We start from the raw sequence: 6,246 nt of genomic DNA, 5'->3' as shown, positions 1-6,246 counted from the left end.
GTGGCGCCACGCCACCGGGCCGTCAGGGTCTTATTTCTCCTGCGCCAGCCGGATACTGCGCTCTATCACCGCCCGCCGGGCGTCACCCGCCGGCAGCAGCTTCAGCATCATCTCCCAGGCCGCCACCGCCTCGCCAAAACGCTGCTGCTCAAAGGCGCTGAACGCATACAGGCTTAACACCCGGATATCCGTGTGGTCGCGGCTCACCAGCTGACGCAGCAGCTCCCCGCCGCGGCGGTTATCCTCCGGGTCGGACGAGCGCGTCAGCGCCTCCGCGTAGCCCAGCGCCGCATCGCTGTTTTTCGGGTCCAGGCGGTAGGCGTTCGCATACGCCCCGGTGGCGGTACCGGCATTACCCAGTACCATACCGGTGCGCCCCAGCATGAGCCAGCCCTCAACATTGCCGGCATCATTCTGCAGGCGGGTGCGCAGCCCCAGCGCCAGCCGCGCCATCTCCTCTTCATTCAGCGGCTGCGCCTGCGGGTCCAGCGCCCGCGCCAGCAGCCCCGGCGTCTGCGCCGTCGCCTGCTGCCAGGCCCTCACCTGCTGATAGCTGCCGGTCTGTGAGTAACTGATGGCGGCCACGACCAGCGCAATAACCACGCCCGGCACGTAAACGCCCCACCCGGCGCGCGCGCCGCAAACCGGGGTGTCCGCCGGCAGCGGCTCCCGGCGCAGGCGCACCCGCCGGCGCGTCCGGGCGACGATTATCCACCCGCCCGCCACGATGGCGGCCAGCGGCAGCACCCACAGCAGCACCGTCAGCGGGGTCAGCGGCGGGTCGTAGGTGACAAAGTTGCCGTAGCGCGCCACCATGTAATCGATGATTTCCTGGCGGCTCTTCCCCTCCTGCATCAGGTCATACACCCTGCGGCGCATGTCGGTGGCTATCATCGCGTTCGAGTCCGCAATGCTGTTGTTCTGGCATTTCGGGCAGCGCAGCTGCTCCGTGAGCTGGCGGAACTGCTGCTCCTGCGCTTCATCTTTAAACGGCATCACGTCGGTGGTCGCCCGCGCTGACCCGGCGATAACCAGCGCCAGCATCAGCATCACCATGCCCGGTAACAGTCTCATTGCGCCGCCTCCCGGCTGTATCTGTCCCACAGCGGTTTCAGTTCACTTTCCCATACCCGGGCATTCAAATCGCCCGCATGGCGGTAACGGATAATCCCCCTGCCGTCGATGAGGAAGGTTTCCGGCGCGCCGTACACGCCCAGGTCCAGCCCCAGCATCCCGTCGCTGTCCGATAAACTCAGCGCATACGGGTTGCCCAGTTCCTTTAACCAGGCCACCGCCTTCGCCCGGTCGTCCTTATAGTTCAGCCCGACCACCCGGATACCCTGCGCAGAAAGCTGGTTCAGGTACTGATGCTCGGCGCGGCAGGTCGGGCACCAGGTGGCCCAGACGTTAAGCAGCACCGGTTTCCCCTGCGTCAGCACCTCCGCCTGATAGTACTGACCCGGCGTCTCCAGCGATTCCAGGCGGAACGCCGGCACCGGCTTTCCGGTCAGCGCCGATTCGAGATTCGTCGGGTCATCGCCCTGCGCGTTGCGCGCCAGCTGCCACAGCAGCGCCGCGGCAATCAGCAGAAAAATCAGCAGCGGTAATAACAGTACGTTGCGTTTCATCCGGCCTCCGGCAATGGTTTACGGCGGCGGTAGCGCGGGTCCGCCAGGCACAGCAGCCCGCCCAGCGCCATCAGCAGTCCCCCGGCCCATATCCAGCGGACAAACGGTTTGTAGTACAGGCGCACGGCCCACGCGCCGTTGTCCAGCTCCTCCCCGAGCGCGGCGTACAGGTCGCGGGTCAGCCCGCCGTCAATCGCCGCCTCGGTCATCACCATCCGGCTGGTGTTGTAGAGCCGTTTCTCCGCGTGCAGCACCGCCTCCGGCTCGCCGTGGCGCGTCACCCCGATGAGGGCCACCCCGCCGCGGTAGTTGGGACCGGTGATGTCCCGCACCTCCCGGAAGGTGAAGCGGTAGTCGTGAATGGTCACGCTGTCGCCCGCCTGCATCCGCACGTCACGCTCCACGCTGTAATTCTGGCTGAAGGCGATGCCGGTAATCGTCACCGCCAGCCCGAGGTGCGCCGCCACCATTCCCCAGTAGCTGAGAGAGGTTTTCGTGCCGCGGGACACGCGCTGTACGGCTTCGGCCACCGCCAGCACCGCAATCCAGCAGGCCATCGCCATCCCCACCGCCGTCATGGCGATGATTTTATCTTCCAGCAGCCATGGCAAAAGTACCGACAGCACCAGGGTGGAGACCAGGGCGGTGAGCAGCAGTTTCCTGATGTTACGCGGCCGGTCCCGGCCCCAGCGCACCAGCGGCCCCACCCCCAGCAGCAGGGCAAAGGGGACCATCAGCCAGGTGAACATGGTGTTAAAGAACGGCTCCCCCACCGAAATACTGCCCAGCCCCAGCTGTTTGTGCACCAGCGGCAGCAGGGTACCCAGCAGCACCACCAGCATGGCGGCCATCAGCAGGACGTTGTTGCCGAGCAGCAGCGACTCGCGCGACCACAGCGCGTTGTTCACCCGCGAACGCACCCTGTGCCCGCGCACGGCGAACAGCAGCAGCGAGCCGCCGGTGACCAGCACCATAAAGGCGAGGATAAACATTCCGCGCGCCGGGTCGGAGGCGAAGGCGTGCACCGACACCAGCACCCCGGAGCGCACCAGGAAGGTGCCCAGCAGGCACAGCGAGAAGGCGCAGATGGACAGCAGCAGCGTCCACGCCTTGAAGCCGGCGCGCTGTTCCGTGACCGCCAGCGAGTGCAGCAGGGCGGTGCCCGCCAGCCACGGCATAAAGGAGGCGTTCTCCACCGGGTCCCAGAACCACCAGCCGCCCCAGCCCAGCTCGTAGTAGGCCCACGCCGAGCCGAGCACGATGCCCAGCGTCAGGAACACCCACGCCGCCAGCGTCCACGGGCGGGCAAAACGGGTGAACGCGCTGTCCAGACGCCCGCTCAGCAGCGCGGCGATGGCGAAGGCGAAGGCCACCGAGAAGCCGACATAGCCCATGTACAGCAGCGGCGGGTGGAAAATCAGCCCCGGGTCCTGCAGCAGCGGGTTCAGGTCACGCCCCTCCACCGGAAAGGCCGGCAGCGTGCGGGCGAACGGGCCGGAGGTGAACAGGATGAACGCCAGAAAACCGGCGCAGACCATTCCCATCACCGCCAGCACCCGGGCGACGATATCCGCCGGCACCTGCCGGCTGAACACCGCCACCGCCAGGGTCCAGCCGCTCATCAGCAGCACCCACAGCAGCAGCGAGCCCTCGTGCGCCCCCCAGGTGGCGGCCACCCGGTACCACACCGGCAGCTGCGTGTTCGAGTTGCCGGCGACATAGGCCACGGTGAAGTCGTTAACCACAAAGGCGTGCACCAGCACGAAAAACGCGCCCGCCACGCAGATGAACAGCAGCCAGGCGAACACCCCGGCCGACGCCATCATCCGCGCGTCGCCGCGCGCCACGCCCCACAGCGGGTAAACGGACAGCAGCAGCGCCACGCCGAGCGCCAGGCACAGCAGCGCGTGGCCGTATTCAGGCATCATGATGAGGTGTCCTTATCAGCGCGTTGCGGGCGGCGGTGGTTTTCCTGCATCGCCTTTTCCACTTCCGGCGGGGTGTAGTTCTCGTCATGCTTGGCCAGCACCTCGTGCGCCAGGACGTGGTTGCCCTTCTCCAGGGTGCCCTGCACCACCACCCCCTGCCCCTCGCGGAACAGGTCCGGCAGTATCCCCTCATAGCTCACCGTCACCGACCCTTCGGCGTCGTAGAGGCTGAAGTTCACCTTCAGCGAGTCCGGGTCGCGCCTGACGCTGCCGGGCATCACCATCCCGCCGACGCGCAGGCGCTGGCCCGCCGCCGGCAGCTGCTGCGTCTCGCGCTTGCCGTAGAGGATTTCGCCGGGGGTATAGAACAGGTCGATATTCGCGCGCAGCGCGTACAGGACCAGGGCGGTGGTCAGCCCCAGGCCCGCCAGCACCGCGCAGACCACCCATAGCCGGTTTTTACGTCGCAGGTTCACGCCGCCTCCTGTTGCGCCTGTGCGGCGCGCATCCGCGCCTCGCGCGCCCGCTGCTGCGCCACGCCGCGCAGAATGGCCCGGCGCTGCAGCACCGTGTGCAGCGCCAGCAGCGCCAGCGGCGCCACGGTCATCGCCACCGCCAGCCAGACAAAAAAGGCGTACCCGCCCATGGCGAAAAAATCGCTCCACGATGAAAATGCCGGACTCACCGGTGCCCCCTTTTCAGTATCAGTTCGCTCACCCACGGGCGGCGTTTTTCCATCAGTAAAATCAGGTTGCGCATCCGCATCAGCGAAAGCGTCATAAAGAGCAGCAGGAAGCCGGCGATGGCCCAGCGCAGCGGCGAGCGCATCGCCGGGTCGATGCTCTGCTGCATCCGCGTCGGGCCCTGGTGCAGGGTGTTCCACCACTCGACGGAATAGTGGATAACCGGCAGGTTCACCACGCCGACCAGCACCAGAATGCCCGCCGCGCGCCCGGCCATTTTACGGTCGTCAAAGGCGTGCCACAGGGCGATGACCCCGGCGTAGAGAAACAGCAGCACCAGCTCCGAGGTCAGGCGCGCGTCCCACACCCACCAGGTGCCCCACATCGGTTTGCCCCACGCCGCGCCGGTGACCAGCGCGATGAAGGTGTACACCGCCCCCACCGGCGCCATCGCCGCGACGGCAAGGCTGGCCATTTTCATCTGCCAGACCAGCCCGGTGAACGCCGCCACCGCCATCGCCGCATAGATACCCATCGACCAGATGGCCGCCGGGACATGCAGGTACATAATGCGGTAGCCCTCCCCCTGCTGGTAGTCCGCCGGGGCGAAACCAAAGCCCCGGACCCAGCCGGTGGCCAGCGCGATGATGCCGGCTGCCGCCAGCCACGGCACGAGCCTGCCGCAAATCTGATACAGCCGGGGCGGCGCCGCCAGCTGATGAAGGGTTTTCCACATAGTCGTCACCTGACCTCCTGAAACCAGTAAAATGTCCGTCGTGCCGGGGCGCTACTGCGTACTGATGCGCAGCGCCGCCGCGGTGGCGAACGGGCTTAACGTCGCGCTGCCCGCCAGCAGCGCCCCCAGCACCGCCAGATAGCCGTCAGCGGGTAAATGCATCGATGCCGCGTCCATCGCCGCGGCGGCGAAAATCAGCACCGGGACACTCAGCGGCAGCACCAGAATGCCCAGCAGGACGCCGCCGCGCCGCAGGCCGGCCGTCAGCGCAACGCCCGGTGCGGCGAGAAACCCCAGCGCCGGCGTGCCGAGCAGCAGCGTCAGCGCCATGATTTTCCAGCCGTACACGTCCATCCCCAGCAGCAGCGCCACCAGCGGGGAGAGCATAATCAGCGGCAGGCCGGTCACCGCCCAGTGGGCCAGCACCTTCGCCAGCACCACCGCCGGCAGCGGCACCGGCAGCAGCATCAGCTGCTCCAGGCTGCCGTCCTGCAGGTCGTCGCGAAACAGCCGCTCCAGCGCCAGCAGCGAGGCCAGCAGCGCCGCCACCTGGATGATGCCCGGCGCGATACGCGTCAGCAGCTGCGGCTGCGGCCCGACGCTTAACGGAAACAGGGTGATGACCATCAGGAAGAACCACAGCGGGCCGGCGATGTCCGCGCCGTGGCGGAACGCCACGCGCAGTTCGAGACAGAAGACACGCCACATCACAGCCCGGCCCCCCCGCCGGTCAGCGCCAGGCGGCGGACGGTGTCCGCGGTCCCCGGCAGCGGCTGGTGGGTGGTGAGAATGACCATCCCGCCCTGCGCCGTGTGCGCCGCCATCCGCCGGGTGAGGCGCGCCACGCCGTTAACGTCAATGGCGGTGAACGGTTCGTCGAGCACCCACAGCGCGGCGCGGGTCAGCCACAGGCGGGCCAGCGCCACCCGGCGCTGCTGCCCGGCCGAGAGCCGGGCGACCGGCACGTCCTCAAATCCCGCCAGCCCGGCCTGCGCCAGCGCCTCCGGGAGGCGCGCGCCGTCACCGGGGTGGAAGAAGTGCAGGTTCTCCCGCGCCGTCAGGCGGGTTTTTATCCCCGGCTGGTGCCCTATCCACAGCAGGCTGCGATGGAAGCTGTCGCGCACGCGGCGCAGGGGCTCGCCCTGCCAGTACACCTCCCCGCCGTCCGGGCGCGCCAGCCCGGTCAGCAGGCGCAGCAGGGTGGTTTTTCCGGCGCCGTTGCCGCCGGTGACCTGCACCCACTCCCCGGCGTCCACGGTGAACGACAGCCC

The 6,246-nt window shown here is 67.8% G+C and carries 8 protein-coding genes; all 8 read right to left on the bottom strand.

Annotated elements, in window-relative coordinates; genetic code table 11:
• Positions 1-30: 30 nt before the first annotated feature.
• Positions 31-1,074, bottom strand: coding sequence for a TPR domain-containing protein (locus NA330_RS23090; RefSeq protein ID WP_369529766.1), 1,044 nt, complete (start codon positions 1,072-1,074; stop codon positions 31-33).
• Entirely contained in the window at positions 1,071-1,628 is a 558-nt protein-coding gene (dsbE, locus tag NA330_RS23085) for a thiol:disulfide interchange protein DsbE (protein ID WP_000828296.1), read from the bottom strand. Before dsbE ends, NA330_RS23090 begins: the two co-directional genes overlap by 4 nt.
• The gene (locus NA330_RS23080) at positions 1,625-3,556 is read right to left on the bottom strand and encodes a heme lyase CcmF/NrfE family subunit (protein WP_023242079.1); all 1,932 of its coding nucleotides are present in this window, start codon (positions 3,554-3,556) and stop codon (positions 1,625-1,627) included. Before NA330_RS23080 ends, dsbE begins: the two co-directional genes overlap by 4 nt.
• Positions 3,553-4,032 carry a cytochrome c maturation protein CcmE gene (ccmE, locus tag NA330_RS23075; RefSeq protein ID WP_001053618.1) on the bottom strand — a complete coding sequence of 160 codons (480 nt, stop codon included), beginning with the start codon at positions 4,030-4,032 and terminating at the stop codon, positions 3,553-3,555. Before ccmE ends, NA330_RS23080 begins: the two co-directional genes overlap by 4 nt.
• Positions 4,029-4,241 (bottom strand): heme exporter protein CcmD, encoded by a 213-nt coding sequence (gene ccmD, locus NA330_RS23070; protein WP_000074110.1) that lies wholly within the window; start codon positions 4,239-4,241, stop codon positions 4,029-4,031. The genes ccmE and ccmD overlap by 4 nt, the downstream gene beginning before the upstream one ends.
• Positions 4,238-4,975, bottom strand: a complete 738-nt coding sequence (locus NA330_RS23065) for a heme ABC transporter permease (protein WP_052905201.1) — start codon at positions 4,973-4,975, stop codon at positions 4,238-4,240. The genes ccmD and NA330_RS23065 overlap by 4 nt, the downstream gene beginning before the upstream one ends.
• Positions 4,976-5,026: 51 nt before the next feature.
• A complete protein-coding gene (gene ccmB, locus NA330_RS23060) occupies positions 5,027-5,686 on the bottom strand; it encodes a heme exporter protein CcmB (RefSeq protein ID WP_023242081.1) in 660 nt (219 codons plus the stop codon).
• A partial coding sequence (ccmA, locus tag NA330_RS23055; RefSeq protein ID WP_198879428.1) for a cytochrome c biogenesis heme-transporting ATPase CcmA occupies positions 5,683-6,246 on the bottom strand: 564 nt, incomplete at its 5' end. The genes ccmB and ccmA, both read right to left, overlap by 4 nt.

This window comes from Salmonella sp. NW722 (assembly GCF_051702785.1).
GTDB classification, from domain to species: Bacteria; Pseudomonadota; Gammaproteobacteria; order Enterobacterales; family Enterobacteriaceae; genus Salmonella; species Salmonella enterica.
This window is presented reverse-complemented; position numbering and strand designations above follow the sequence as displayed.